The following is a 24,890-nucleotide window of genomic DNA, read 5'->3' on the forward strand; positions in this document are numbered from 1 at the left end:
GCTTCAGTTCCGCCGCCAGGATTCGCGGTGCATCCAGCTGATCCAGACAGCGGAGATCTGCTTGGGGCAGGTGGCTTCGCATTCCAGGTGGCTGCTGCAGCTGCCGAAGCCTTCGCTGACCATCTGCGCCTGCATCACCCGGGCCCGGTGCTGCCGCTCCGGCTGGCCCTGGGGCAACTGGCCCAGGTGCGCCAGCTTGGCCGCGACGAACAGGCTGGCGGAGGCGTTGCGGCAGCTGGCCACGCAGGCACCGCAGCCGATACAGGCCGCCGTGTCAAAGGCCTGGGCCGCCTGCTCGCGCCCGATCAACAGGGCGTTCGCTTCCGGCGCACTGCCGGTGTTGATCGAGCAATACCCACCGGCGGCGATGATCCGGTCCAAGGCGGAGCGGTCGACGGCCAGATCCTGCAGGATGGGAAAGGCACGGGCGCGGAAGGGTTCCAGGGTCAGCACCTCGCCGTCACGGAACTGGCGCAGATAGAGCTGGCAGACGCTGGTGGCCCGCTGGGGCCCCTGGGCCTGGCCATTGACAAGGAACCCACAGGAGCCGCAGATGCCTTCACGGCAGTCGTGCTCAAACCCCACGGGACGCACTCCGGCGGCAATCAGCCGTTCGTTGAGCAGGTCAAGGGCCTCCAGCAGGGAGAGGTCTGTGGAGACCGCGTCCAGGCGATGGACCTCAAAAGCCCCGCTGTCCTGGGAACCTGCCTGACGCCAGATCCTCAGGGTGAGCGAAACGGCGGTCATCGGTACAGCTTTGGCATGGGTGTCACCGTTGACAGGAACCGGAAGTCGCCAGGCTCGATTCGGATTCTGCCGGTCCTGAGGCGGGGATGTTGTCGTTCCGCGTCATGCACGCGCGATCACGAAGGAAAAGATGCAAGACTCAGAAAATTTTCAGTATTGCTTAGTCAACCCCATGCCCCTCCGGGTCCCTGCCGCCGCGTGAACGACCAACGCAAGCTGGTGGTGGAGCTGCGCCGGTCGATGGGGCGGCTGGAGGCAGCGCTGGGCACCATCAGCGATGCCCTCGTGATCACCTGCTCCGAGGGGCGGGTGCTCTGGTGCAACGCCAGTTACGCGCAGCTGGTGGAACGGACTCCCCCGGCGCTCCTGGGGGAATCGATCTACGACCAACTCCCCCGCGACTGCGACGGCGCCCCCCTGCTGAACCCGGAGCAGGTGCTGGCCGGCGGCGACCAGGGGGGGCAATTCACCAAGGTGCTGCATCACAACGAGCTGCGCGCCATCGAAGTTGAATGGAAGCCCATCCACAGTGAGCGGCGGCGGCCCCTGATCTTCTGCTTACGGGACGTCAGTGCCCGGTTCTCCTATGAGCAGCTGCGGGTGGAGGTCGACCGGATCGAGCGGCGGCGCCAGCAGACTGAGAATCTGAACCGGGCCCTGGAGCTGGAACGCCTGGCCCTGGCCACCAAGGTGATGGAGTGCCCGGTCACGGGCCTGCCCAACCGCCGCGGCCTCCACGTCAGCATCCGTGCCGCCCTCAAGACCCAGCGGGAGAATGGCGGCCGGATCAGCATTCTGTTCTGCGATCTCAACTCCTTCAAAGAGATCAATGACCTTCATGGACATCAGATCGGCGACGACCTGCTGATTGAGATTGGCCGGCGTCTGCAGCGATCCTTGCGATTCGGAGATATTCTGTCACGCCTCGGTGGCGACGAATTTGTGGTGCTCACAATGGGCATTTTCGATGAGGGCGATGCCCTCCAGTTAGCCATGCGCCTCAATGACGCCGTAAGCCAGACATGGTCGGTCGAAGATCATACGATCCGCCCATCCATGAGCATCGGCATCACGATCTCAGACGACCCAGAAATCTCCGTCAATGAGCTGATCCGGCGGGCAGATCTTGCCATGTACGAGGCCAAGACCAACGGCGATCAGCACATCTCTTTCTATCATTCGTCCATCGACAAGAAGGTAAGGAGGAACATCCATCTGCGACATCAACTCGAAGGCGCTCTCCAGCACAAGTCGATGTTTCTGGCTTATCAGCCGATTGTTGAGCTGGGAAATCGGATGGTCGTGGGCATGGAAGCCTTACTGCGCCTTGGGGCCATCGCAGCGCCGATTGCTACCCCGTCGGAATTCATCCCCCTTGCCGAACGCACCGCCCTGATTCTGCCGATCGGCCGCTGGGTGATCAGCCAGGCTCTCGAGCGGCTTCGTCAACTTCGCTCCGAGGGTTCGGACGTCACCATGGCGATCAATGTGAGTCCCTTGCAATTGAAGGAAACAGGCCTCAGCGACTTCTTCCTCAGCCAGGCGGAACGCTCCGGTGTGGATCCCTCCTGGACGGTGATCGAGGTGACCGAAAGTATCCTGATTGAACATCCCGACCTGGCCACATCCGAGCTGAGCCGATTACGGGAGGCCGGCGTCAAGGTGCATCTCGATGACTTCGGCACGGGGTACTCCAGCATGTCCTGGTTGGCACGATTGCCCATTGACACGATCAAAGTGGACCGAAGTTTCATCTCTGATTTTCTCCACGATCACCGCAAGGCCGTGGTCTTGGAAGCGATGATTCGCCTCTCCCGCGACCTCGGTCTGGGCCTGATCGCCGAAGGCATCGAAACCGTCGAGCAACATGCCGGCCTGCTCGCCATGGGTTGCGTCCGGGGTCAGGGCTATCTCTTCGGCCGTCCCGAACCCCTCAGCCGTAGCTGCGCGGTCCCGGCGTGATGGATCGAAAGACAAGCGGCTCGCTATGGCGGACGGGAGTGGCTCCGGGCCGGTGCTCCCAGGCCGCAATGTGGGCGAAGCGTTCGTCATCCCGCTGGGCTTCCCCAGCCGGGGTCTGATGGTCCTCGCGGAAATGGGCGCCGCAGGATTCCTCCCGTGCCAGGGCATCCCGCAGCATCAGATCCGCCAGTCCGAAGAAATCCTCCAGCCGCAGAGCCTTGGTGAGCTCAGCATCGAGAAGGCCATCCTCCTGGGGAATGCAGACCTCTCGCAGGAATTCCAGCCGTAGCGCCTCCAGTTCACCCAGCGACGATGTGAGGCGATCCGGCCGGCGGCTGATGCCGCAGGCGTCGATCATCAGGTGGCCGAGGCTCCTGTGGAAGACATCGACGGGTTGGGAGCCGCCCGTGCGGCGCAGGGCTTCGAGGCGTGCCTCCACCGACGCCAGCGCCTCGCGGCAGGCTGGGTGGTCGGCCGGCAACGCTCCAGCAGCCTGGCCCGCCAGCCAGCCCGTCACCGTCGCCGGGGCGATGAAGTAACCATCCGCCAGCGCCTGCATCAGGGCACTGGCCCCCAGCCGGTTGGCGCCATGCTCAGAGAAGTTGGCCTCCCCGAGCACGAACAGCCCCGGCACAGTGCTCATCAGGTGGTAGTCGACCCACAGCCCGCCCATCGTGTAATGCGGTGCGGGATAGATCCGCATCGGCGTTGTTCTGGGGTCGTCACCGGTGATTCGCTCGTACATCTGCAGCAGGTTTCCGTAGCGCGCCTCGATCGCTTCGGCACCGTCCCGGGTGATGGCCTCGGCCAGGTCGAGATACACCGAACGCCCCCCGGGCCCGACGCCCCGGCCCTCCAGGCACAGCTGCCGGGCCCGCCGAGAAGCAAGATCCCGCGGCACCAGGTTGCCGTAGCTGGGGTATTGCCGCTCCAGGAAGTAGTCCCGCTCCGCTTCCGGAATCGCCGCCGGCGGCCGGTCGTCGCCCGTCCGCAGCGGCAGCCAGATCCGCCCGTCGTTGCGCAGGCTTTCGCTCATCAAGGTGAGCTTGCTCTGGTGGACATCGCCGCTGGGGATGCAGGTGGGGTGGATCTGGGTGAAGCAGGGGTTGGCGAAACAGGCACCGCGCCGATGGGCCTGCCAGATCGCCGTGGCATTCGACTTCAGGGCATTGGTGGAGAGAAAGAAGACGTTCGAATAGCCGCCGGTGGCCAGCAGCACAGCATCGGCAGTGAGCACCTCCAGGGCGCCGCTGATCTGGTGCCGGCAGACCACCCCCCTGGCCACACCTTCGTGGACGATCAGATCGAGCATGTCGCGGCGGCAGAGCAGCTCGACTCGCCCAGCCGCAACCTGCCGCAGCATCGCCTGGTAGGCGCCATAGAGCAGCTGCTGGCCCGTCTGGCCCCGGGCGTAGAAGGTGCGGCTCACCAGGGCCCCGCCGAAGCTGCGGTTGGCCAGGGTGCCGCCGTACTCCCGCGCGAAGGGCACCCCCTGGGCCACGCACTGGTCGATGATCGCGCCGCTGATTTCGGCCAGCCGATGGCAGCCGGCTTCCCGGGCGCGGAAATCACCGCCCTTCACCGTGTCGCGGAACAGGCGCTCAATGCTGTCGCCGTCGTTGGCGTAATTGCGGGCCGCGTTGATGCCCCCCTGGGCCGCCACCGAGTGGGCCCGGCGCGGGCTGTCGTGGTAGGTCAGCACCTGAACCCGGTAGCCCTGTTCGGCCAGGCTGGCGGCCGCCGAGGCCCCCGCCAGGCCGCTGCCCACCACCAGGATCCGCAGCCCCTGCTTGCGGTTGGGGCTGATCAGCGGCAGGATCTCCCGGCAACGCTGCCAGGCCGTGGCCACGGGGCCCTCGGGCAGGCGGGGATCGAGCAGGTGGGGCGTAGGGCTCATCGGGCTGCCAGCAGCGGGAGCGAGGGTCGCAGCACCAGGGCGAGCGGGAGCAGTGCGAAGCCCGCCCCCAGGAGCAGGGCCAGCCCCCGCCCCCCCAGGCGCAGGGCTGCCGCATTGGCGGGCTCCAGCAACCCCAGCCGGCGCACGGCGCTTTCGGCGCCATGCAGCAGGTGCAGACCCGCCGCGGCCCCGGCGACCGCATAGAGGGCCAGGCACCAGGGCGCCTGCAACACGGCCAGGACCGCAGCGAGTTCAGCGCCGGCTGGCGGCCGGTGCCAGCGCAGCTGCGCCAGGTGGACGACAAGGAACAGCAGCAACAGTGATCCACTCCAGGGGATCAGCCGAGCCGCCAGGGCCGCCAGGGGCTCCCATGGGCCCTGGCGACGGCTGCGCAGGGGGCCGGAGGCCGGTCCCCGGGCCTGGCGATTGGCGTGGGCCCGCTGCAGCGACAGCAGGGGGTGGCCCAGGCCGGCCGCCAGCAGGGCAACCTCAAGCCAGGGCAGCCAGGCCTGCTGGTGCAGGGCTGTGGCGAAGCGTTCGAAGCCCATCGGATCGAGCAGAGCCATCCCCACGCCACCCAGGTGGACGGCCAGGAACAGCACCAGCCCAAGCCCCGTGACGGCGATCCAGAATCCGATGATCATTCAGCTGAAGGTGAACTCCCCTGGAGGCAAGGTGGCAGGAGGCAACAGGAGGATCGGGCGATGGCGACTGGATGGACGGCATCCATGAAGGAGTCCAGCCAGTCCCCTCTCGTCAGCATCATCGTACCCAACTACAACCATGCCGCCTTTCTCAGCGAACGTCTGCGATCCATTCTCAGCCAGACATTTCAGAATTTCGAGCTGATCGTCCTGGATGACGCCTCCACGGATGATTCCCTGGCGGTGATCCGGGAGCAACTGCAGGACCACCCTCACCAGGTGTTCTGTAACGCGACCAACTCAGGCCAGCCCTGCTCGCAATGGCTGAGTGGAATCAAGAAGGCTTCAGGGCGCTACATCTGGATCGCGGAGTCGGATGACAGCTGTTCGCCGAAGTTTCTCGAGCGAATGGTGTCCCATCTGGAACAAGGCAACGTACTGGCCTACTGCCGCACCACTTCCATCGACGCCGCAGGCGCACCACTCGCCGACCAAAGCTTCTGGCCAGATGCCGTTGACCCCGACCGTTGGCAGCACTCCTTCAGGATCCAGGCTGAGGACCTATGCCGTGACTTCATGGATCGGGGCAACGTCATCGCCAATGCCAGTGGCGTGGTCTTTCGCAAACCTGATGAGGCGATTCTTCAAGCACTGGGACCGCTGACAGCCCGCCGGCGCTGCACCGGTGACTGGCTCTTCTGGACACACTATCTGATGCGAATGGGTGGATCGGTGAGCTTCGACTCTGAAGCGCTGTCCTGTTTTCGTTGCCACGACCAGAGCACCCGCAGCATCGACAGTCGCCGCCGGGAAAGGCTCCGCTTCGGCGAGTACTCCTCCGCCATCGCCTCGGTTCTGAAGATCACAAGGCCATGGCCCCGCTGCCATTGGCATGCCGTGGCCACCAGTGGTGGCTGGGACTGGATTCTGTATGAATACCTCTGGCGCTACAACCCATCACGAGCCGAAAAGCTCTGCCTTTCAATCATCCATGGCCCCCTGCGCCTGGGGATCTACGCACGGCTGCTGCAGTCCCAGATTCTGCGGCGGCGTTACTGGAGCTGGCCCACCAGCTGAACCGAGCACGGTGGTGCCGGGATAGGGGCCCGATGCCGTTGGTATCGTTAGATTTGGAACAGTTGGACAGTCGTTGAGAGTCGCCTTTGCCCATTACAGCCAGGAAGGTGACATCAGCGGCGTCACCACCTGGGTTCTCGGCCTCGCCAGACGATTGTCAGCCGATGGTGTGACTGTCGCCATCCATTTCGTGGTCACGCCTGCGGAACCACGCCCTGATCCGTGTATTGAGCCACAGCTGTTTGAGGACTTACGCCGTCAGGGCATCGACGTGTTCTCCACGCCGCGCCGCGCCAGCCTCAAAGAGGATGTCCAGGACACCCTGTCCTTTCTCAACGACTGGCAACCAACGGTGTTCCTGCCCCAATGCAAACCGGCCCACTACGCGGCGGCCGCCCAGGCCGGCAAGCGGGGGCTGCCCTGGGCGCTCACCCTGCATTCGGATGATCCGGATTATTGGGCGACGGTCAGGGCCTTCGGTGGATCCCGTCAGGGAAGCTCCCTGGTCTGCGTATCCCGCCACATCCGCGACGAACTCAACCGCAGGCGCATCGATCGACCCGCCAGCGTCATTCCCTACGGGGTCTCCGTTCCGCTGACGCCGGCGGAGTTCTGCACGGAACCCTTTCGTGTGGTGTTCAGCGGCCGGATCTGGGAGCACCAGAAACGCGCCTCATTGGTGATTCAGACACTGATCAGAGCCTGCCGATCCAGCGGCTCCATTCGCGCCACCCTGATCGGCGACGGCTACGCCCGGGCCGCCTGTGAACAGCAGGTGGCCGAGGCTGGCCTTGGCGGGGCGATCAGCTTCACCGGGCCCCTGCCGCCCAGCCAGGTGCAGGCCAGGTTGCTCGAGGCCCAGGCCATCCTGTTGATGTCCGACTTTGAGGGGTTGCCGATCGCCCTGCTGGAGGCGATGGCGGCCGGGGTGGTGCCAGTGGTGCGTCGCATTCCCAGCGGCATTCCCGAGCTTGTGGATCATGAGCGCACGGGATTGCTGGTGTCGGAGGATCCGGCCGAAGCGGCCGGGGCCCTGCAGCGGCTGGCCGATGATCCCGAACTCTGGCGGCGTTGCTCAACGGCGGCCAGGGATCTCGTCGCCCAGCACTACAGCGCCGACAGCAGTTACCGGCAGTGGCGCCAGTTGCTGGGAGACCTGGATCGTCGGTTCAGCGAGGCCCCGTCCAATCCCTATCCGCTCGACAGCCACCGGATCGACAGCCTGCAGCGGATCGCACCTTCCTTTTCACAGGAGTACAAGCAACCGATGGCCGGGACCACCACGCTGCGTCAGGCCCTGCGCACCGCCATCGCCCGGGCCAAGCATCGGATCAAGCGCCTGCTGAGCAGCCACCCCTGAGCCGAGCCCCCGCCATGGGAGGGTGCCAGGGACCCCCGGCTCACCGCCGTGCGCCTGTCGCGCCCCTCCACCCTCTTCTGCGCCTTCCTGACGCTGCTCAACGACCGGCTGGGTGAGAGCATCGTGTTCCCGCTGCTGCCGTTCCTGCTGGCGGACTTCACGGCGGACGGCCGCACCCTCGGTCTGCTGGCCGGCAGCTACGCCATCGCCCAGTTCGCCTTCACCCCCCTGATCGGCGCCCTCAGTGACCGCTACGGACGCCGGCCCGTGATCACGGCCTGCGTGGCCGGTTCGGTGCTGGGCCTGGGCCTGTTCGCCTTCACCGTGATCCTGCCCTGGGGCCGCCTCTGGCCGGCGGCCGCCGCCAGCGGCCTGCCCCTGGCCCTGCTGTTCGCCGCCCGGCTGATCGACGGAGTCAGCGGCGGCACCGCCGCCACGGCGGCCGCCGTGCTGGCGGACATCTCGACACCGGAGCGGCGGGCCCGGGCCTTCGGCCTGATCGGCGTGGCCTTCGGGCTGGGGTTCATCCTCGGCCCGGCCCTCGGCGGCCTGCTGGGCCGCATCAACGTGAGCCTGCCGCTGCTGCTGGCCGTGGGCTTCGCGCTGCTGAACCTGGTGGTGGTGGTGACCCTGCTGCCGGAAACCCATCCGCCCGAGGCCCGTCTGCCCCTGCCCAGGCACTGGGAGCTGCAGCCCTTCGGCCAGTTGCAGCGGGTGTTCGCCAATCCCCGGGTGCGGCGCCTCTGCGCCGCCTTCTTCCTTTTCTTCCTGGGGTTCAGCGGTTTCACCGCCCTGCTGGTGCTCTATTTCAAGCAGGTGTTCGGCTGGGGTCCGGGCCTCTCGGCTGGCGCCTTCCTGGTGGTCGGCGTGGTGGCCACGGTGGTGCAGGGCGGACTGATCGGTCCGCTGGTGCAGCGGCTGGGGGAGTGGCGTCTCACCCAGATCGGCCTGGGCTGCGTCATGGCGGGCTTCCTGCTGGTGCCCCTGGCGGAGCGGCAGAACGCGGTACCCGTGGTGTTCACCGCCGTGGCGATCCTGGCCCTGGGCACCGGTCTGGTGACCCCCAGCCTGCGCAGCCTGGTATCGCGGCGCCTGGCCGACAGCGGCCAGGGTGCCGCCCTGGGCAGCCTGCAGGGATTGCAGAGCCTGGCCAGCTTCCTGGGGCCACCCCTGGCGGGACTGGCCTACGAGACCATCGGCCGCCGCAGCCCCTTCTGGCTGGGGATTCTGCTGATGGCTGTCGTGGTATGGCTTGTGGCGGCTGGATCCCAGCGTCAAGTGGAGGCGACACCCTGACGGCGGGATCGCCATTGCTACGTTGCCTTTTCTCAAGCTCGCGGAGCCCCGCCGTATGTCGTCGCAGCCGGTCGTCGCTCCCGATCTCTACATCAACCGCGAGCTGAGCTGGATCGACTTCAACCATCGGGTGCTCTCGTCGGCTCTCGACGAGCACACACCGCTGCTGGAACAGGCCAAATTCAGCGCCATTTTCAGCAACAACCTCGATGAGTTCTTCATGGTGCGGGTGGCTTCGCTGAAGTCCCAGCTGGAGGCTGGTGTCACCAGCCGCAGCGACGACGGCCTGACACCCCAGGAGCAGCTGGAAGCGATCCACACCAAGCTTCGTCCCCTGCTGGAGATGCAGCAGCAGCACTACCGCCACTCCCTCAAGACCCACCTGGCCGAGTACGGCGTCCAGCTGCTCGACTACCTGAGGCTCAACGAGGCCCAGAAAACCTGGGCCGACGACTACTTCCGCAAGGCGATCTTTCCGGTGCTGACGCCCCTGGCCGTCGATCCAGCCCACCCGTTCCCGTTCCTGAGCAACCTGAGCCTCAACGTGGCAGCCCTGATCCGCGACCCGGACACCGGCCGGCAGCAGTTCGCCCGGGTGAAGGTGCCCCAGAAGATCCTGCCCCGGTTCGTGCCGATTCCCACGGAGCTGAGTGGCATCGTGCCCACGCCCGGCTTCACGGCGGTGCCCCTGGAGCAGCTGGTGGCCTTCAACCTGCGCTGGCTGTTCCCCGGCATGACCATCGAGGGGCACTACTTCTTCCGGATCACCCGCGACGCTGACCTGGAGCTGCGGGACCTGGAGGCCGACGACCTGATGGAGGCCCTTCAGGAGGGCCTGCGCAAGCGCCGGGTCGGCGGCGAGGTGGTGCGGGTGGAGGTGGCCGACGAGATGCCCGAGGAGGTGGTGCAGCTGCTGATGGAGGGCACTGACGTCGAACCGCAGGACGTCTATCGCACCAACGGCCCCCTCGGCCTTGACGATCTGATGAGCCTGATGGCGATCCCCCTCAGCCAGCTGCGGGACGCGCCCCACAAGGGACGCACGGCGCCGGCCCTGGTGCGGGCCCAGCGCAGCCAGCTGGAGGACGGCTCGATCAAGCAGGAGGAGTTCGAGAGCATCTTCTCGGTGCTGCGCCGCGGCGATGTGCTGCTGCACCATCCCTTCGACCTCTTCTCCACCTCGGTGGAGGAGTTCCTCAGCCAGGCTGCCGCTGATGCCTCAGTTCTGGCCATCAAGATGACCCTCTACCGCACGTCGAAGGACTCGCCGGTGGTGGCCTCCCTGATCCGGGCTGCCGAGAACGGCAAGCAGGTGATGGCCCTGGTGGAGCTCAAGGCCCGCTTCGACGAGGACAACAACATCCAGTGGGCCCGGCAGCTGGAGCGCTCCGGGGTGCACGTGGTGTACGGGGTGCTGGGGCTCAAGACCCACACCAAAGTGCTGCTGGTGGTGCGGCGCGAGAAGGGAGCCCTGCGCAGCTATGTGCACATCGGCACCGGCAACTACAACTCCAAGACCTCTTCGCTCTATACCGACGTCGGCCTGCTCACGGCCCGGGAAGATTTCGGCCAGGACCTGGTGGAGCTGTTCAACTACCTCACGGGGTTCTCCAAGCAACAGAGTTTCCGCAAGTTGCTGGTGGCCCCCGTCACCCTGCGCAAGGGGATGGAGGGGTTGATCCGCCGGGAGATCGACCATGCCAGAGAAGGTCGCGGAGGACACATCCGGGCCAAGATGAATGCCCTCGTCGACCCGGCGATCATTGCCCTGCTGTACGAAGCCTCCACGGCCGGCGTGCGGATCGAGCTGATCATCCGCGGCATGTGCTGCCTGCGCCCGGGGGTCGAAGGGGTCAGCGAAGGCATCAGCGTGGTGAGCGTGATCGGTCGCTTCCTGGAGCATTCGCGGCTGTTCTGGTTCGGCAACGGTGGCCGGCCCGAGATGTTCTTCGGCAGCGCCGACTGGATGCCCCGCAACCTGGACCGACGTGTCGAGGCGGTGGCGCCGATCGAGGATCCACGCCTGCAGAAACAGATCGAGGCTTTGCTTGACCTTTACCTGGCCGATACGGGCGCCTGGCACATGCACAGCGATGGACACTTCTCGCAGCGTCAGCACTCCGGCGAGGCAAAACTGACGCAAATGATGCTCATGGAGCGCTGGCGCGGCGGCCTCACGACCGAAGCCAAAGCGTAGCCATCACGACATAAGCAACATTTTTCAGACAACCTACATACAATCTTCCGGCTGATACTGGTTTCATCCTTCCTGCGGTGCTACATTCCGGCCAAATTCATTCGGGAGCCTGGGGTGATGGGGACACCTCTGCATTCCGCCCTCTCTCTGCTGAAAAGCAGTGCAGACGGGGCTTCGTCCAGCAGGACGAAGTCCAGCGGCGGTTCAGTCAGTTCCAAGACAACAGCCCGCCAGGGAGGGCGCCTGAGCGCCGATTCCATTGGTTGGTATCTCAGCACAATTGGCCGTGTGCCGCTTCTCACACCGGCTGAAGAAATCGAGCTCGCCCACCATGTCCAGGCCGGCAAGAAGCTGCTGGCCCTCGTCGATGGGGAGCTCACGGCCCGTCAGAAGCGACAGCTGCGCATGGGCCAGCGGGCCCGCGACCGCATGATGGCCGCCAACCTCAGGTTGGTGGTGAGTGTGGCCAAGAAGTATCAGAACCAGGGCCTGGAATTGCTCGACCTGGTTCAGGAAGGGGCGATCGGCCTTGAGCGGGCCGTCGACAAATTCGACCCTGCCATGGGCTACAAGTTCTCCACCTACGCCTACTGGTGGATTCGCCAGGGCATGACCCGGGCCATCGATAACAGCGCCCGCACCATCCGTCTGCCGATTCACATCAGCGAGAAGCTCTCGAAGATGCGGCGCATCACCCGCGAACTATCCCATCGGTTGGGGCGCCAGCCCAACCGCCTCGAGTTGGCCCACGCCATGGGCATGCAGCCCGAAGAACTCGAGGAACTGATGACCCAGAGCGCCCCCTGCGCCTCCCTTGATGCCCATGCCCGGGGCGAGGAAGATCGCAGCACCCTGGGGGAACTGATTGCCGACCCGGCCAGCAACGAGCACTTCGATTCGATGGATCGCCATCTTCAGAAGGAGCACCTCGGTGCCTGGCTCTCCCAGCTCAACGAGCGGGAACAGAAGATCCTCAGGCTGCGCTTCGGCCTGGAGGGCGCCGAACCCCTCACCCTCGCGGAGATCGGCCGTCAGATCAACGTCTCCCGTGAACGGGTGCGGCAGCTGGAAGCCAAGGCGATCATGAAGCTGCGCTTGATGAGCAATCTCCACCAGGCCGCCTGACCCCACCTTCCCCGCTGGCGTTGGTCCTTCCGCCACAACAGGGCGGGGTTGCCCAGCTCATCGGCGTGCTGGTGGTGGCTGGCTGGCTGGCCCTGCTCAGCGGTGCTGCCCTGCTGCTGCGCCGCCGCTGGCCCGAGCAACGGGAATGGAGCCGCAAGCTGGTGCACATCGGTGCCGGGCCGGTCGTGCTGATCGCCTGGGCTTTCGGCGTGGACAAGCTGATCGCGGTGCCTGCCGCCGGCGCCATCACCCTGTTGGCGGCCCTCAATCACCGGGTGCGGGTGCTGCCGGCGATCGAGGACGTGGAACGGCGCAGCTACGGCACGATCGCCTACGGCGCCTCCATCACCCTGCTGCTGTGGCTCTGGTGGCCCGCCCATCCCGCCACGGTGGCAGCCGGCGTTCTGGTGATGGCGTTCGGTGACGGCCTGGCCGGTCTGCTGGGGCCGTTGATTGCTTCGCCCTCCTGGAACGTGTTCGGGGAGCGGCGGTCCCTGGCGGGCACCGGCGCGATGGCCCTGGCCAGCCTCACCGTGCTGCTGGCCCTGGGGCAGCTGGGCAGCGACCCCTCGCCCGCAGTGGCGGAGATTGCCCTGATCGCTCTGGTGGCCACGGGGCTGGAGCAATGGGCCCTGCTGGGGATTGATAACTTCAGCGTGCCGATGGCGGTGGCCGGCCTGTGGCAGGTGCTGAGCTGATGGGACCGATCGAGCGGATCCTCATCGGCCTGGCCCTGGTGGCGGTCCTGCTGGGCCTGCGGCTGGCCACCCGTCGCTTCCGCCTGCCGGCGCCACCCCTGCTCCTGCCCCTGGTGGCGGTGCTGCTCTGGTGCGTCCTCGGCAACATCACCCGACCGGCCGGGGTGCAATGGCTCGGCGCCGTGGACGAACTGGCCACCGCCTACGCCCTGATCGCCCTTCTTGCCTGGCTGGCCCTGGAGTGCCCGGAAGCCCTGGGCTGGTGGCGGCCCACCGCCAAGATCCTGCGCGACCTGCTCAGCCTGGGTCTGTCGGCGCTGGCCACGGTGCTGGTGCTGCAGCGCCTGGCCAACCTCAATCTGGTGGGACTGGTGACCACCTCGGCGGTGCTTACCGCCGTCATCGGCCTGGCGGCGCAGGAATCGCTCAAGGATCTGTTCGCCGGCATCGAACTGCAGCTGGACCCGCCCTTCCGGGAGGGGGACTGGATCAGCGTCGGCGAGGAGAACGGCGTGGTGGAGTCGCTGCATCTGATGAGCACCCGCCTGCGCCGCAAGGATGGCTCCACCGTGAACCTGCCCAACAACACGGTGGCGGACAACCCGATGCGGCGGTTCAGCCAACACGAACCGGTGGGGAACCGCTTCGCGATCGCCCTGGGCTATGAAATCCCCCCGGCCCGGGCCCGCCAGCTGCTGCTGCGGGTGATGGCCGACAACCCCCTGGTGCTGGTCGATCCGGCACCGGAGGTGCTGATCATCTCCTATGAGGACTCCCTCATCCGCTACGAACTGCAGGCCTCCCAGCAGGGCCCCTCGGAGGGCGATCGGATGCGGCTGCGCAGCGAACTGCTGGAGCAGATCTGGTACGCCCTGGAGCGGCAGGGCTGGGAGCTGCCCTATCCGGTGCGGGAGCTCAAGCGCCGCCAGAGCCAGCGGGATCCGGCCCACCCCACCGGCGTGGATGCTTCCCTGACGGCGGAACTGCTGCGGCGCAGCTGGCTGTTCGCCCAACTGGATCCCGAGCAGGTGCATCGGCTCGCCCCGGAGGTGCGCTGCCTGCGCTTCGGCTCAGGCGAAACGATCGTGGGAGAGGGGGAAGAGGGTGAGGCCCTGTTCCAGGTGGTGGACGGTGAGGTGGAGGTGTTCAAGGCCGATGGCTCCCCGCTGGGGCGGTCGGTGGCGGTGCTGGGCCGTGATCAGATCTTCGGGGAGATGACCGTGTGCACGGGCGAACCCCGCACGGCCACGGTGCGGGCTCGCGGCGAATGCGTGCTGTTGGAGGTGGAGCGGGACGACTTCATGCCCCTGGTGGAGGACGACGCCGGCGTGCTGGATGCCCTGGCGGCGATCGTGGGCCAACGGCGCTCGGAACTGGAGAAGCTCTCCTCGCCGGATGCGGCCCGACGCCAGACCTCAATCCTGGAGCGCATGCGGGACCTGTTCGGCATTCAGGTCGACTGAGCCGGCCGCAGGCCCTGGAGAGCTGCGGCTCAGGCCCGCAGGAGCTGTTCGCAGCGAAATTCCCAGTCGCGCTGGGTGCCGATCCCCGCCACCAGCATCCGCCCGGCCGGCTCCTCCCGCAGGCGCAGCTGCCACTGGCGGATCACATCGGCCCGCTCCATCCAGACGTCGAGCACCAGCCGCTGGATGGCCTCGCCGTCCCAGCTGCGGCCCCGGGCGGTGTCGAGGGCCCAGCCCAGCAGATCATCCAGCTGGAACGGGCGGAAGCCGCCATAGATCGGGCCGGAGACAGTGCTGCCAGAGGTGGGGCTTTCGCAGACGGGGCCGGCGGAATTCTGTTCGAGGTAAAACAACTGCAAGGGATCCGACAACCCGCAGAACTGCAGGAGATAGGACATCAGCGAACCTCGTTGATCTTGCCGATCCAAACGTACCCAGGGTGCACCAGTCAGCTGTTCATCAAGAACAGTCTGTTGCAGACGATCGAATCAGCACTCACAGCATTGGAGTGCTGATTTGCCCCTCAGGCCAGGGCAAGGGTTCGGGCCTGGGCCTGCTGGACGGCCTCGGCGAGTTCAACCAGCAGGCCCAGGGTGGTGTCCAGATCGATGCAGGCATCGGTGATGCTCTGGCCATAGGTGAGGGAGGAAAGATCGGCCGAGATCTTCTGGTTTCCTTCCACCAGATGGCTCTCCACCATCACCCCCATCACATGGACAGAACCCTGGCGCACCTGGTCTGCCACCTGCCGCAGGACCTCCCCCTGGCGGCGGTAGTCCTTGTTGGAGTTGCCGTGGCTGCAATCCACCATCAGCCGGGCCGGCAGACCGTCCTTGGCCAGCAGGGCCGCCGCGGCCTCGACCGCCTCAGCGTGGTAATTCGTACCGCTCTTGCCCCCCCGCAGCACCAGGTGGCCATCCGGGTTGCCGGTGGTGGAGACGATCGCGGCCTGGCCCTCCTTGTTGATGCCCAGGAAATGGTGCGGCCGGGCGGCCGCCTCCATGGCATTGATGGCGGTGGCGGCGCTGCCGTCGGTGCCGTTCTTGAAGCCGATCGGCATCGACAGTCCCGAGGCCATCTCACGGTGGGTCTGGCTTTCGGTGGTGCGGGCGCCGATGGCGGTCCAGCTGATCAGATCGGCGAGGTACTGGGGCACCACCGGATCGAGCACCTCGGTGGCCGCCGGCAGACCCATCTCCGCCAGGTGCAGCAGCAGTGAGCGGGCACGGCGCAGGCCCGTGTTGATGTCGTAGCTGCCGTCGAGGTGGGGATCATTGATCATTCCCTTCCAGCCCACGGTGGTGCGGGGCTTCTCGAAGTAGACCCGCATCACGATCTCCAGCTCGCTCCGGTGCCGGCGCTGGGCCTGGGCGATGGCCTCGGCGTACTCACGGGCGGCGGCCACGTCGTGGACCGAACAGGGGCCGACAATCACCAGCACCCGCTGGTCACCGGCATGCAGGATGGCCTTGATGCGTTCGCGCGCCTGCTGCACGGTGCGAGCGGCCTGCTCGGACAGGGGCAACTCCGCATGCAGCACCGCCGGCGGCACCAGCGGCCGGGTTTCCACCACGTGGAGATCGGAGGTGGGGATCATGCGCGGCGGACGGCGGGGATTGGTCAGACCCACCAGCCTACGAACTGACGTTCCAGACATCCTCCGCAACCCTGGCGCCAACGTTGCAGCGCCGACTTCTGCAGCCGTCGTCACCAGTGGGCGGCCCCGCGGGGAAGAAGAATGGGGGTCATGCCCATGCCATCCGGGGGTACGACCCGGACCCACGCCCCCATGTCCCTCTCGCCCGCCGACCTGCTGCCCACCTACCGCGAGGCCGCCGCCGCCCGCGAAGCCCTCGGCGTGCCGCCCCTGCCGCTCACCGCCCCCCAGGCCCAGGCCCTCACCCAGCTGCTGGAGCAGCCGCCCGCCGGCGAGGAGGCCTTCCTGCTGCACCTGCTGAGCGAACGCATCCCGCCTGGGGTGGATGAGGCTGCCTACGTGAAGGCCGGCTGGCTCAGCGCCGTGGCCCAGGGCAGCACAACCAGCCCCCTGGTGAGCCCCCTGGAGGCCACCCGGCTGCTGGCCACGATGATCGGCGGCTACAACGTTGGCGCCCTGATCGCGCTGCTCTCCTGCCCGGAGGCCGCCATCGCCGCCCAGGCCGCCCGGGGGCTGAGCCGCACCCTGCTGGTGTACGACGCCTTCCACGACGTGCTGGAGCTGGCCGAGACCAACCCCCTGGCCCGCCAGGTGGTGGACAGCTGGGCGGCGGCGGAATGGTTCCACGCCCGGCCGCCCCTGCCGGAGGCGATCACCGTCACGGTGTTCAAGGTGACGGGCGAGACCAACACCGACGACCTCTCGCCGGCGACCCACGCCACCACCCGCCCCGACATCCCCCTGCACGCCCAGGCGATGCTGGAGACGCGGATGCCCGAAGGACTGGCCCTGATCGCCGAACTGAAGGCCAAGGGCCACCCGCTCGCCTACGTGGGCGATGTGGTGGGCACGGGCAGTTCCCGCAAATCGGCGATCAACTCGGTGCTCTGGCACATCGGCACCGACATCCCCCACGTGCCCAACAAGCGCAGCGGCGGGGTGGTGCTGGGCAGCAAGATCGCACCGATCTTCTTCAACACCGCCGAGGATTCCGGCGCCCTGCCGATCGAGTGCGACGTGAGCGCCCTCAGCAGCGGCGACGTGATCACGATCCGGCCCCACGCTGGCACGATCGAGCGGGCCGCCGGCGAGCCGGGCGTCGGGGAGGTGCTGGCCCGCTTCGAGCTCAAGCCCAGCACCATCGCCGACGAGGTGCGGGCCGGGGGCCGCATCCCCCTGCTGATCGGCCGCTCGCTCACCGACAAGGTGCGGCTGCAGCTGGGCCTGCCCCCGTCGGAGGCCTTCATCAGGCCGGTAGCCCCCAGCGACACCGGCAAGGGCTTCACCCTGGCCCAGAAGATGGTGGGCAAGGCCTGCGGCCTGGCGGGTGTGCGCCCCGGCACGAGCTGCGAACCGCTGATGACCAGCGTCGGCAGCCAGGACACCACCGGGCCGATGACCCGCGACGAGATGAAGGAGCTGGCCTGCCTGGGCTTCTCCGCCGATCTGGTGATGCAGAGCTTCTGCCACACCGCCGCCTACCCAAAGCCGGTCGACCTCAAGACCCACGCCGAGCTGCCCGACTTCATCAGCTCCCGGGGCGGCGTCGCCCTGCGGCCCGGCGACGGCATCATCCACAGCTGGCTCAACCGCATGCTGCTGCCGGACACGGTTGGCACCGGCGGTGACAGCCACACCCGCTTCCCGCTCGGCATCTCCTTCCCGGCCGGCTCCGGCCTGGTGGCCTTCGCGGCCGCCATCGGCGCCATGCCGCTCGACATGCCCGAGTCGGTGCTGGTGCGCTTCTCCGGCTCGCTGCAGCCCGGCGTCACCCTGCGGGACGTGGTCAACGCCATTCCCTACGTGGCCATCCAGCAGGGCCTGCTGACGGTGGAGAAGGCCGGCAAGAAGAACATCTTCAGCGGCCGGATCATGGAAATCGAGGGGCTGCCGGATCTGAAGCTGGAGCAGGCGTTTGAGTTGACGGATGCGACCGCCGAGCGCTCCTGTGCCGGCAGCACGATCAAGCTCAGCGTCGAGACGGTGAGCGAATACCTGCGCAGCAATGTGGCGCTGCTCAAGAACATGATCGCCCGGGGCTACAGCGATGCCCGCACCATGGCGCGACGGATCCGGGCCATGGAGGCCTGGCTGGCCGATCCGGTGCTGATGGAGGCCGATGCCGACGCCGAGTACGCGGCGGTGATCGACATCAACCTGGACGAGCTGAGCGAACCGATCCTGGCCTGCCCCAACGACCCGGACAACGTCAAGCTGCTGAGTGAGGTGGCTGGCGACCGGATCGATGAGGTGTTCATCGGCTCCTGCATGACCAACATCGGCCACTACCGCGCCGCCGCCACGGTGATGGACGGGGCCGGGACCAGCGCCGCCCGGCTGTGGGTGTGTCCACCCACCCGCATGGACGACGAGGTGCTGCGGGCCGAGGGCTACACCGCCAAGTTCGAAACCGCCGGCGCCCGCATGGAGCTGCCCGGCTGCTCGCTGTGCATGGGCAACCAGGCCCGGGTGGAGGACAACACCACCGTGTTCTCCACCAGCACCCGCAACTTCAACAACCGACTCGGCAACGGCGCCCAGGTGTACCTGGGCAGCGCCGAACTGGCAGCGGTGTGCGCCCTGCTGGGGCGCATTCCCAGCCCGGCCGAATACCTGGAGATCGCGGCGGCCAAGATCGATCCCCTCTCCGACCAGCTCTACCGGTACCTCAACTTCGACCAGATCGATGGCTTCGAGGATTCCGGGCGGGTGGTGAGCGTGGAGGAGGAGCAGAAGGTGCTGGCGGAGGTGTAGGGGGCGACAGGGTCAGGGCTGCCTCGATCGGGGTCCCAGCGATGGCCTCCAGAGCCCAAGTTGCATGGCGCGGGCTCTCAACTCCGCCTCTCTGTAGATCTCCTGGTTGCACGGGCTCGCGGCCAGGGGATCCAGCGCCGCCAAGCCGACTTGCACCAGGCTCAGGTTGATCGGCACCGTCGAACCAACGGGAATGATCTCCGCCAGCTCGACACCGTCAGCGGCCTTGCTGCGCGTCGACAGCGTCACCCAGGCGCCGGGTTGGAGTAGGGCCTCCAGGGCTGCCTTGGCGGCGAGGGCAGAACTGCCCTGCTGGAGTTCCGGGGCCCGGATGCAGGCCAGCCGCACCTTGAACGGGTCGCCGTAGGGGGTGACGACGATCGTGTGGCCATCCAGCACCTTCACCACCCGGACGTCGTCAGCGGGGGGCGGGGGAATGGCGAGAACCGGAGCCCCTGTCATCGTAAGGAGCAGGGCGGACAGACCAACCAACGGGTGATTCACGGTGCCATCCCTCCCCACAGCCTGCGACCTCAGCCTCCCACCACCAGGGCGTCGACAATCTCGTAGCGCTCGACGTTCTCCCGAAGCAGCAGCACCGACACATCTCCGCGCCGCTGCACCGAGAGCTTCTCGGGCTGGTTGGACGCGACGGCCTTGCCCTTCACGAACAGGAACTGGCGTTTCTGGCCCTCGGGGTTCATCACCAACACCGTGGCGCTGTTGCCGGACCCACAGGGCACATCCGCGGAGGCGTGGTACGGCGTGCCTGGGATCAGCGCGTCGCGGGACGCGGGCACGGGGGCCAGGGGAGCACCACTGATACCCACTTTCAAGCTGAAGGTGCTCGTTTCGGTGCGGCGCGTCGCCGGACGCATCAGATACACCCTCACCCTGACGTCCCCATCGCTTGGCAAGGGCCCACGGAAGCGGTTTCCTGAGCTGCTGCCGATGAACAGGGCGGTGTCGGTCCCGGCCGCCATCACATTGAAGTAGCTCTGCGCGTTGGAACACTTGAGTTCCACGGTCAGGGCCTGACCGGCGCCGGCCCGCAGCTTGTAGTCGACGGTCAGGTCGCCCTTGAGCAGGGTGGAATCAGCTCCAGCTCGAAACGTGACCCTTTGACTCTCGATCGCGGTCGCCATTCCAACCCCAGCTGGGAGGCTGATGGCCAGAAGGCCAACGACTGCTAAGGCGAGTGGCGTACGCATCGGTCCTTTGCTCGGGGCCAAAGCAAACACTACCGCGCTTGCCCTGGCGAGCGTATCTGATTATCTATGGAAACACGGGATGGGCTAATTCAAAATTGTAAAGAATAGTCGATTGGGCTCTCGAGGTAACCCTGCTATTCACCTCCCGTAGAGACTCGACAATATGCAGGCAACATCTTTTCGATCGGCTGCCTGGGCATGCCGTGAGGATGGCAGTTACCCGACCAAGGTATGCCATCTAGACGTGTAAGCCCTACAAGTCCGCATTAGCATCTCTTGATACTGAGAGTCGATGTTAATTCCAAACACATTTTCTCGCTCGACTCGCGGAGGGTTGATGTTGTCAACAAAGACTGGCTCGATAAGAAGATAGTCGAATCCTAGTTCGTGTGTAAAGCCTTTCTCCTTAACTGGAAGAGACCTCATCATTTCTATTGTTTTGAATGCAGCGTCTTCGGAATTTGGTTTTGCTCCAAACTCGGACCAGAGCTTCTGATCACCAGAGGAAAGGCGTGGCAACACATCACGTTCAAAGTCTACCCCCAGAATCTGGCACTTGCGCTTCACAGAATCTGGGATGTTGACGTACTGAATTCCGGTACCCACAAGAACATGTCCCAATACAATTGCTTCAGGCTTCCTGGCTTGCAGGAGATTAGCGAAATCAGATAGATCACTTTGCCTATTTCTCCTGTTCTTGCCATGTGCCGTTATAACTGACTTGTTTTCCATGCACAATCGCGCTCGATCGAGAGTAGGCGCGTCATCACTGCCATCTACTTCATAGATCATGAGATCGACTTTATGAGTTAATCCCGAAACCTCTACATTAAGTTGATACTGAACTCTGGAGTTTTCAATGTCATCAGCAAGGGAAGGGCACTGCTGCAGTAAGTCCAAAATGAAATGATTGCAAATTATATCTGAATGACGAGCAGATCTGTGGTCATGATACTTGTCCATGAGAATTCGCTCAACAACCCTATCCGCTGGAGTAATCATGCTACTTTTAGCACATCGACACTCATTAGCTGCTTCACTTGGAGAGAGCTTAGATTTCTATCGTTCTCTGTTGGCAGAATTTGAGCCAATTCTGCGGGTATCGGAAGCCGTTTAAGCACTGAACTCTGAATTCTAAAAAAGCCATTGGCAGCCCGCTGGGCATTGGCAGATATCCAAGCCTTCACTGGATCTGAATTTAGATACTCTGCTATACGATATATTTGACCAGGGTGCGTGGGAACTATATAGTAAACTGAATGTCTCGGCACCACTAACCCGTCTTTGTCTATCAAAACACAGGGTTGTCAGAAATATCTTTACAAAGAATCTTTGGACGTAGTAGTTCAGCCATCTGCGGAGCATCATGAAAAGCATGCCATGGCTTGCGCTGTGTACAAGAGCGCAGAGCGAGCTTCGATTTAATTTCAGGCCGCTTGAGGTAGTCGCCCAGCTCACCAATCTCCTCAAGACATTTTAGTCGGGACTCTGCCGAATAAGGAATCAGCATGACCGATGATGTCTTGACTTTAGATGATGTTGGCTGCAATTGACGGCCCGAGATGGTCGGCCAAGCATGTTGTTCAAGATACTCTGGCAAGTCTTCTGCATTTTTCACGAAGACACCATCAGCCCCTGTGGCGATGCCACAACTAATTCTGCGGCATATACTTTCCAAACAAAGGGAGCCAGCTACTTCGGGCGGTTTATCATTCGAAAAAAGATGCCGCCAACTCCCGCCACTCTTTGGTAGCAACACAGGGAAACTAGCACCATTGCGAGTCTGAATCTGCGTATGTTCGCCTACATTAGAAATTCTTAGCCTGGAGATAGTGGGGTAGGTAGTTCGCCCAGGAAACACGTCCTCTTCAAGAAGGGTAATATCGGTTACATCATGCGATGCAAGTAGTTTTCGAACCTCAGACCCTGCCTGGACATATGTGTACTTCTCCGGTGTGATGAAAACAAGCGTTGCCCCTTTCCGGCCAAGCGAGACTGCTCTTTCAAAAAAAAGCATATATAAATCAAATCGACCAACGGCGCACTTGTAACGTGACCGAAATCGCCGCTTTTCTTCCTCTTTAAGAGCCAAAATCGAAACATATGGTGGATTTCCAATGATGAAGTCAAACAATCCTTCAAATTCGTCAAGCAGAAAGTCACCAGTGACGATTTCAACTTGTGGGACAGCCAAAAACTTCTGCCTTGCAATATCAGCTCTTTGCTTGTCAAGTTCAATGCCTACGATTTGGGGAACTTCGGCATGGTGACGTTTGCACCACCTCAGTATTCCCTCGATAAAGGCACCAAGACCACAACCGGGATCAAGAACCCTGTCTGTAGCCTTCGGCCTGTTGTTCTTAAAGAGCATATCCACCATCTGATCAACGGTGGACTGTTGTGTGGGCACGAAGCCGCGCATGCTACGCCCTCTGATGGGGAGATCTTAGCCGGAACGACAGGTCAGTTCGATCTGCGCAGCGAGGGTGCCTCCAAATCAAACGGAGGAGTTGGAGAATCCCTTGGTTTAATTTGCCCCAACACTTCTTGGGAGGAATCATCTAAGTGTAGATCTTTCAGCCTTGGGAAGCATAAAAGCGAGCTGCTCTGAGGGCAACGCCGCCAAAGCCTTGACATGGTCTGGGTTCACCACTTTGCACTACTTAATCCCGTCGACTTAGGCAGAACCCTCGAAACACCCTGCTGCCGTGGTGGCCCAACCTGGCCATCCGTAAACACCCCATCCAAGGACTGGCTGAACCCCGGGCGCCCGCGGACTTGCCGATCAACCGAGTCCCGCCACAGCCCGCTCACATCGTTCCAGTTCGACCTCCAGCAGGGCCAGAAGCTCCGATCGCTCGGCCGGCAGTGGGAAGGGGCCTGCCTCGTAGCGGGCCTCCACGGCGAATTCCTGCAGCGCCGCCAGGCGGGGCTCCAGAACCTGTCCCGCCACAGCGGCCAGGTCGCTCAGCTCATGCACCCGTGGTGGCCGGCGATCGCTCAGCACGATCCAGGCCTTGAGCAGCTTCTCCACCACCTGCTGGGCGGTGAAGCCCCAGTCCTCCTCCGGATACGCAGGATCGAGCCCGATCCGCAAGGTCCTCAGATGGCGGCCCACGATCGCCAGCAGCAGGGCCGCGTCCTCAGCCGGCGACATAGAGCACCTTCCCCTCGCGGGCCACATCGCCGAACACGTGCCAGCGGGAGCCACTCAACCGTTCCGCGTCGGCGGCCCCGGCCACCACCAGGTCGACCCTGACGCCGAGGGGCCCGAGGGCCCCTCGAAAGCGCTGCCAGCAGGCGGCCTTCTCGGCGGGGGTGAGCTGGGCACGGCCCACGATCACCGCCAGATCAAGATCGGAATCGGGGCGCGCCTCGCCCCGGGCCCGCGAGCCGAACGCCAGCACCGCCTTCACCTCGGCGTCGGCACAAAGCCGTGCCAGGGCAAGGCGACAGGCCTCCGGATCCAGCCCGGGGCCGAGATCCGGCAGCGCCGCCAGCCCCCGGGGCTCACGCCAGGGAATCGCGGGCGGTACGAACGGCTGTGCGGAGGCGGAGACCATGGCCAAACGCTACCGCCGCTGAACGCAAGGGCCTATCGGCGCGACCACGCCAAGCCAGGCCTGCCGTCCTTCTATTCGCCGCCCTGAACGGCCAGCAGCTTGCGCTGCTGCTTCCAGCGCAGCACCTGCCAGACCAGGAACACCATCAGCAGGGGCAGCACCGCCACCAACACCACGAACCGGAAGGTGTTGTCGACGATCTCACCGCCGGCGGTGGCGGCCAGGACCTGCTCCACCAGATAGAGACCGTAAAGACCCAGCAGCAGCCAGCCCTCGAGGCGGCTGATCGTCCCGTTGCTCCAGAAGATCGGCAGGCAGGCCAGGGTGGTGGCCACCATGATCGGCAGGTCGCGGCTCACCATCACCGGATCCACCGCCAGCCCCTTGCCGCCGGACACCACGGCGCAGAGGCCCAGGATCACCACCTGGTTGAGCAGGTTGCTGCCCACCACGTTGCCGATGGCCAGGTCGGCCTTGCCCCGGTAGGCGGCCACCACGGAGGTGACCAGCTCGGGCATGGAAGTGCCGGCCGCCACGATCGTCAGGCCGATCACCGTCTGGCTCACCCCCAGGGCCACGGCAGCCGTGGTGGCCCCCCGCACCAGCAGCTGGGAGCCGATCACCAGCAGCGCCAGACCGGCGGCCAGCTTGAAGGCGGCCACCAGCGGGGTGGCACGTTCCGCCTCGTTGTCCTCGTCGTCCTCGGAATCTTCCGAGGCGGTGCGGATTTCCCAGACGAGATTGGCCACCATCGCGAACAGAAGGGCCACTCCCGCCTGCCAGGTGAGCCGGCCCCCCGAGGCCATGCCCCACACGGCCATCGAGATGCCCAGCAGCAGGGGCACGTCCCGGCGCACCAGACGACTCTTGACGCGCAGAGGAACGATGGCCGCGCTGGCACCCAGCACCACGAGGATGTTGAAGATGTTGCTGCCCACCACATTGCTGACGGCCAGGTCGGCATCGCCATTGAATGAAGAGATCAGGCTCACGAACAGTTCCGGGGTGCTGGTGCCCAGGGACACCACCGTCAGGCCGATCACCAGCTGGGGGATCCCCAGCAGCAGCGACAGGGCGACGGAACCGGCCACGAACAGCTCCCCACCGCCGAACAGCACCAGGATGCCGAGGATGATCTCGACGAAACTGGGCAGGGTGGGCATGGCGGCTTGTCGGAAAGCGCATGAGTTTAGGGAGACGCCAGCCCGTCCCTGGAAGTGACACGCTGGATCTCCCCTT

Annotated in this window: 21 protein-coding genes; 9 read left to right on the plus strand and 12 right to left on the minus strand. The window is 64.9% G+C overall.

Annotated features, from left to right (window positions below):
• Positions 1–3 precede the first annotated feature (3 nt).
• Positions 4–747, minus strand: coding sequence for a succinate dehydrogenase/fumarate reductase iron-sulfur subunit (locus KUG43_RS05470; protein WP_216906918.1), 744 nt, complete (start codon positions 745–747; stop codon positions 4–6).
• On the opposite strand from KUG43_RS05470, the gene KUG43_RS05475 reads away from it, so the two are divergent.
• Positions 673–2,709 carry a putative bifunctional diguanylate cyclase/phosphodiesterase gene (locus KUG43_RS05475; RefSeq protein WP_216906920.1) on the plus strand — a complete coding sequence of 679 codons (2,037 nt, stop codon included), beginning with the start codon at positions 673–675 and terminating at the stop codon, positions 2,707–2,709. The two genes, KUG43_RS05470 and KUG43_RS05475, sit on opposite strands and share 75 nt — an antisense overlap.
• Here the strand turns inward: KUG43_RS05475 and KUG43_RS05480 are convergent.
• Together KUG43_RS05480 and KUG43_RS05485 are read right to left on the minus strand one after the other, a co-directional pair.
• Positions 2,681–4,606: a fumarate reductase/succinate dehydrogenase flavoprotein subunit gene (locus KUG43_RS05480; RefSeq protein ID WP_216906922.1), complete on the minus strand. Its 1,926-nt coding sequence runs from the start codon at positions 4,604–4,606 to the stop codon at positions 2,681–2,683. The genes KUG43_RS05475 and KUG43_RS05480 overlap by 29 nt on opposite strands.
• On the minus strand, positions 4,603–5,250 hold the full coding sequence (locus KUG43_RS05485) for a succinate dehydrogenase/fumarate reductase transmembrane subunit (RefSeq protein WP_216906924.1): 648 nt from the start codon (positions 5,248–5,250) through the stop codon (positions 4,603–4,605). Before KUG43_RS05485 ends, KUG43_RS05480 begins: the two co-directional genes overlap by 4 nt.
• Positions 5,251–5,334: 84 nt before the next feature.
• Between KUG43_RS05485 and KUG43_RS05490 the strand changes: the two genes are divergently transcribed.
• The 7 genes from KUG43_RS05490 to KUG43_RS05520 all read left to right on the plus strand — a co-directional run bounded on the left by KUG43_RS05490 (position 5,335) and on the right by KUG43_RS05520 (position 14,466).
• A complete protein-coding gene (locus KUG43_RS05490) occupies positions 5,335–6,327 on the plus strand; it encodes a glycosyltransferase (RefSeq protein ID WP_216906926.1) in 993 nt (330 codons plus the stop codon).
• Between the two features lie 73 nt (positions 6,328–6,400).
• On the plus strand, positions 6,401–7,687 hold the full coding sequence (locus tag KUG43_RS05495) for a glycosyltransferase family 4 protein (RefSeq protein ID WP_216906928.1): 1,287 nt from the start codon (positions 6,401–6,403) through the stop codon (positions 7,685–7,687).
• A gap of 48 nt (positions 7,688–7,735) precedes the next feature.
• Positions 7,736–8,983, plus strand: a complete 1,248-nt coding sequence (locus KUG43_RS05500; protein WP_216906930.1) for an MFS transporter — start codon at positions 7,736–7,738, stop codon at positions 8,981–8,983.
• 55 nt (positions 8,984–9,038) lie between these two features.
• Entirely contained in the window at positions 9,039–11,180 is a 2,142-nt protein-coding gene (gene ppk1, locus KUG43_RS05505) for a polyphosphate kinase 1 (RefSeq protein ID WP_216906932.1), read from the plus strand.
• 117 nt (positions 11,181–11,297) lie between these two features.
• Positions 11,298–12,305, plus strand: a complete 1,008-nt coding sequence (locus KUG43_RS05510; protein ID WP_216906934.1) for a sigma-70 family RNA polymerase sigma factor — start codon at positions 11,298–11,300, stop codon at positions 12,303–12,305.
• 20 nt (positions 12,306–12,325) lie between these two features.
• Complete coding sequence (locus KUG43_RS05515) at positions 12,326–13,003, plus strand: diacylglycerol/polyprenol kinase family protein (protein WP_216906936.1); 678 nt, start codon at positions 12,326–12,328, stop codon at positions 13,001–13,003.
• Complete coding sequence (locus KUG43_RS05520; RefSeq protein WP_216906938.1) at positions 13,003–14,466, plus strand: mechanosensitive ion channel family protein; 1,464 nt, start codon at positions 13,003–13,005, stop codon at positions 14,464–14,466. Before KUG43_RS05515 ends, KUG43_RS05520 begins: the two co-directional genes overlap by 1 nt.
• Positions 14,467–14,495: 29 nt before the next feature.
• On the opposite strand, the gene KUG43_RS05525 is transcribed toward KUG43_RS05520, so the two are convergent.
• A complete protein-coding gene (locus KUG43_RS05525) occupies positions 14,496–14,864 on the minus strand; it encodes a hypothetical protein (RefSeq protein WP_216906940.1) in 369 nt (122 codons plus the stop codon).
• 125 nt (positions 14,865–14,989) lie between these two features.
• Positions 14,990–16,063, minus strand: coding sequence for a 3-deoxy-7-phosphoheptulonate synthase (locus tag KUG43_RS05530; protein WP_216906942.1), 1,074 nt, complete (start codon positions 16,061–16,063; stop codon positions 14,990–14,992).
• 192 nt (positions 16,064–16,255) lie between these two features.
• Between KUG43_RS05530 and acnB the strand changes: the two genes are divergently transcribed.
• Positions 16,256–18,877, plus strand: a complete 2,622-nt coding sequence (acnB, locus tag KUG43_RS05535) for a bifunctional aconitate hydratase 2/2-methylisocitrate dehydratase (RefSeq protein ID WP_216906944.1) — start codon at positions 16,256–16,258, stop codon at positions 18,875–18,877.
• A 12-nt stretch (positions 18,878–18,889) separates the two neighbouring features.
• Here acnB and KUG43_RS05540 read toward each other — a convergent pair whose 3' ends face one another.
• The 7 genes from KUG43_RS05540 to KUG43_RS05570 all read right to left on the minus strand — a co-directional run bounded on the left by KUG43_RS05540 (position 18,890) and on the right by KUG43_RS05570 (position 24,814).
• On the minus strand, positions 18,890–19,339 hold the full coding sequence (locus tag KUG43_RS05540; RefSeq protein WP_216906946.1) for a thermonuclease family protein: 450 nt from the start codon (positions 19,337–19,339) through the stop codon (positions 18,890–18,892).
• 71 nt (positions 19,340–19,410) lie between these two features.
• Positions 19,411–20,022: a hypothetical protein gene (locus KUG43_RS05545; protein WP_216906948.1), complete on the minus strand. Its 612-nt coding sequence runs from the start codon at positions 20,020–20,022 to the stop codon at positions 19,411–19,413.
• Positions 20,023–20,304: 282 nt separating this feature from the next.
• A complete protein-coding gene (locus KUG43_RS05550; protein WP_216906950.1) occupies positions 20,305–21,090 on the minus strand; it encodes a hypothetical protein in 786 nt (261 codons plus the stop codon).
• A gap of 289 nt (positions 21,091–21,379) precedes the next feature.
• A complete protein-coding gene (locus tag KUG43_RS05555; protein WP_216906952.1) occupies positions 21,380–22,510 on the minus strand; it encodes an Eco57I restriction-modification methylase domain-containing protein in 1,131 nt (376 codons plus the stop codon).
• Between the two features lie 363 nt (positions 22,511–22,873).
• Positions 22,874–23,245: a HEPN domain-containing protein gene (locus KUG43_RS05560; RefSeq protein ID WP_216906954.1), complete on the minus strand. Its 372-nt coding sequence runs from the start codon at positions 23,243–23,245 to the stop codon at positions 22,874–22,876.
• The gene (locus KUG43_RS05565; RefSeq protein ID WP_216906956.1) at positions 23,232–23,651 is read right to left on the minus strand and encodes a nucleotidyltransferase family protein; all 420 of its coding nucleotides are present in this window, start codon (positions 23,649–23,651) and stop codon (positions 23,232–23,234) included. Before KUG43_RS05565 ends, KUG43_RS05560 begins: the two co-directional genes overlap by 14 nt.
• A 71-nt stretch (positions 23,652–23,722) precedes the next feature.
• On the minus strand, positions 23,723–24,814 hold the full coding sequence (locus tag KUG43_RS05570) for a calcium/sodium antiporter (RefSeq protein ID WP_216906959.1): 1,092 nt from the start codon (positions 24,812–24,814) through the stop codon (positions 23,723–23,725).
• Positions 24,815–24,890: the final 76 nt, after the last annotated feature.

This window comes from Synechococcus sp. CCY 0621 (assembly GCF_019038465.1).
In the GTDB taxonomy this organism is placed as follows: Bacteria; Cyanobacteriota; Cyanobacteriia; order PCC-6307; family Cyanobiaceae; genus Cyanobium.

Coding starts and splice junctions, on each gene's coding strand:
- KUG43_RS05555 (WP_216906952.1), bottom strand. CDS start 22,510: ATGCGCGGCTTCGTGCCCACACAACAGTCCACCGTTGATCAGATGGTG.
- KUG43_RS05510 (WP_216906934.1), top strand. CDS start 11,298: ATGGGGACACCTCTGCATTCCGCCCTCTCTCTGCTGAAAAGCAGTGCA.
- KUG43_RS05540 (WP_216906946.1), bottom strand. CDS start 19,339: ATGACAGGGGCTCCGGTTCTCGCCATTCCCCCGCCCCCCGCTGACGAC.
- ppk1 (WP_216906932.1), top strand. CDS start 9,039: ATGTCGTCGCAGCCGGTCGTCGCTCCCGATCTCTACATCAACCGCGAG.
- KUG43_RS05475 (WP_216906920.1), top strand. CDS start 673: ATGGACCTCAAAAGCCCCGCTGTCCTGGGAACCTGCCTGACGCCAGAT.
- acnB (WP_216906944.1), top strand. CDS start 16,256: ATGTCCCTCTCGCCCGCCGACCTGCTGCCCACCTACCGCGAGGCCGCC.
- KUG43_RS05570 (WP_216906959.1), bottom strand. CDS start 24,814: ATGCCCACCCTGCCCAGTTTCGTCGAGATCATCCTCGGCATCCTGGTG.
- KUG43_RS05560 (WP_216906954.1), bottom strand. CDS start 23,245: ATGTCGCCGGCTGAGGACGCGGCCCTGCTGCTGGCGATCGTGGGCCGC.
- KUG43_RS05525 (WP_216906940.1), bottom strand. CDS start 14,864: ATGTCCTATCTCCTGCAGTTCTGCGGGTTGTCGGATCCCTTGCAGTTG.
- KUG43_RS05485 (WP_216906924.1), bottom strand. CDS start 5,250: ATGATCATCGGATTCTGGATCGCCGTCACGGGGCTTGGGCTGGTGCTG.
- KUG43_RS05530 (WP_216906942.1), bottom strand. CDS start 16,063: ATGATCCCCACCTCCGATCTCCACGTGGTGGAAACCCGGCCGCTGGTG.
- KUG43_RS05550 (WP_216906950.1), bottom strand. CDS start 21,090: ATGATTACTCCAGCGGATAGGGTTGTTGAGCGAATTCTCATGGACAAG.
- KUG43_RS05545 (WP_216906948.1), bottom strand. CDS start 20,022: ATGGCGACCGCGATCGAGAGTCAAAGGGTCACGTTTCGAGCTGGAGCT.
- KUG43_RS05565 (WP_216906956.1), bottom strand. CDS start 23,651: ATGGTCTCCGCCTCCGCACAGCCGTTCGTACCGCCCGCGATTCCCTGG.
- KUG43_RS05470 (WP_216906918.1), bottom strand. CDS start 747: ATGACCGCCGTTTCGCTCACCCTGAGGATCTGGCGTCAGGCAGGTTCC.
- KUG43_RS05480 (WP_216906922.1), bottom strand. CDS start 4,606: ATGAGCCCTACGCCCCACCTGCTCGATCCCCGCCTGCCCGAGGGCCCC.
- KUG43_RS05520 (WP_216906938.1), top strand. CDS start 13,003: ATGGGACCGATCGAGCGGATCCTCATCGGCCTGGCCCTGGTGGCGGTC.
- KUG43_RS05490 (WP_216906926.1), top strand. CDS start 5,335: ATGAAGGAGTCCAGCCAGTCCCCTCTCGTCAGCATCATCGTACCCAAC.